The following is a 1,805-nucleotide window of genomic DNA, read 5'->3' as shown; positions in this document are numbered from 1 at the left end:
TGCAAACTGAACGGCGTGGAGCCGGAAGCGTATCTGCGCCATGTGCTGGCGATTATCGCGGATCATCCCATCAACAAAATCAAAGAGCTCCTGCCGTGGAACCTCACCATCCCTACTGAATAACTGTCAATACGGCGCTGGACGTACACTTACCTTTGCAGCGCGCCTCGCGCCAATATGGCGTACCGCCGGAAATCATTGTCGGCATTATCGGCGTCGAGACCCGCTGGGAAGGGTGATGGGCAAAACGCGCATCATCGACGCGCTGGCGACGCTGGCGTTCGATTATCCACGCCGCGGCGACTACTTCGCCGCCGAGCTGGAAACGTTTTTGCTGATGGCGCGCGATGAGGGCGACGATCCGCTCACCCTGCGCGGCTCCTATGCCGGTGCGATGGGCTACGGCCAATTCATGCCTTCTTCTTTCAAGCGTTACGCCGTGGATTTTGACGGCGATGGCCATATCAATCTGTGAGATCCGCAGGACGCCATCGGCTGCGTCGCCAATTATTTCCATGCCCACGGTTGGGTACCGGGAGGCTCGGTGGCGGTGCCCGCCAGCGGTCAGTCGCCTTGGTTACAAAATGGCTATGACACGCGTTACACCCTGGCGACGCTGTCCGCTGCGGTGCTGTCGCCGCTTGCGCCGCTCGGGGATGAACAACAGGCCAGCCTGCTGCGTCTAGATATCGGCACCGGTTACCAGTATTGGTACGGGCTGCCAAACTTTTATGTCATTACCCGCTACAATCACAATACCCATTACGCCATGGCGGTATGGCAACTGGGCGAGGCGGTGAGTCGGGCGCGGCTGGGCGGTTAACGCTGGGGGGGGGTAAAAAACGGGCGCAGGTCAACAGCGCCCGCCGAGGTCGGTCAGACCAGGGGTAGCGGCGACGCGCGCCGTCGGCTGACGTTTATTCGTAGCGGCGGAAATAGAGCTCCAGGCGGTTTTGCACCTTACCCAGCGCCGTACTGAATAGCAGATAAATCGCCGTCGCTTCGATGTAGAGAATCAACGGCTCATAGGTCACCGACACGATGCGCTGCGCGGCCAGAAACATTTCCGGCACGGTAATGACCGCCGCCCGCGATGTATCCTTGATAAGCGAGATAAATGAATTGGCCAACGGGGGTATGGAGACAAACACCGACTGAGGCTAAATGACCCTGCGCATCGCCTGGGTGCTGGTTCCGGTCACGTCCGATCACTGATTCCGATTTCACCCGATCACTGATTCCGCTCGCCCAATCAGCGATTCCGATTCTGTCCGATCGCTCATCTTCTGTTCCGCCATACTCTGGAGACTTTTAGCTTCCGGGGGTATGGCATGGCACGTAAAAAGAAGAACGCGAAAACAGAAATATGCATCTATATCAATGTATTACGCATTAAATTTGAGCAGCGTCGCTCGAATCGCACCATCGCAGCAGCGCTCGGCATCGGCTGTACCACAGTGCACGATATCCTCGGCCGATTCACGGTAGCTAACCTGGTCTGGCCATTGCCGGTGGAACTGTCCCCCGTCGACCTCGACCGCCTGCTCTATCCAGGCAAATCCGGCAAGGCTATCAAGACCTTACCCAGCTGGCTTGATATCGATACCGAGTTAAGCCGCAAGGGTGTGACCAAACAGCTGCTCTGGATGGAATATCAGGTCGCCGTGGGCGGTGATGCCCTCGGCTACTCACAGTTCTGTGCACTGTTCCGTGACTGGAAAAAGAAGCAGCGGCGTTCCATGCGCATGGAGCACAAGGCCGGCGAAAAGCTCTTCATCGACTTCTGTGGCCCCACCGTACCTATC

Annotated in this window: 1 protein-coding gene and 3 pseudogenes; 3 read left to right on the top strand and 1 reads right to left on the bottom strand. The window is 57.7% G+C overall.

Going from position 1 to position 1,805, the window contains the following annotated elements:
* Nucleotides 1-123 (top strand): transposase domain-containing protein (locus ACMX3H_RS18740; RefSeq protein ID WP_415211329.1); only part of this gene is annotated, 123 nt, incomplete at its 5' end.
* A gap of 32 nt (nucleotides 124-155) precedes the next feature.
* Nucleotides 156-823: pseudogene (gene mltB, locus ACMX3H_RS18735) on the top strand (lytic murein transglycosylase B); the annotation flags it as partial.
* A 94-nt stretch (nucleotides 824-917) separates the two neighbouring features.
* Here the strand turns inward: mltB and ACMX3H_RS18730 are convergent.
* Nucleotides 918-1,160 (bottom strand): annotated as a pseudogene (locus tag ACMX3H_RS18730) (cysteine ABC transporter permease); the annotation flags it as partial.
* Nucleotides 1,161-1,331: 171 nt separating this feature from the next.
* Here ACMX3H_RS18730 and ACMX3H_RS18725 point away from each other — a divergent pair.
* Nucleotides 1,332-1,805, top strand: a pseudogene (locus ACMX3H_RS18725) (IS21 family transposase); the annotation flags it as partial.

This window comes from Sodalis sp. (in: enterobacteria) (genome assembly GCF_047607725.1).
In the GTDB taxonomy this organism is placed as follows: domain Bacteria; phylum Pseudomonadota; class Gammaproteobacteria; order Enterobacterales; family Enterobacteriaceae; genus JBLKSS01.
This window is presented reverse-complemented; position numbering and strand designations above follow the sequence as displayed.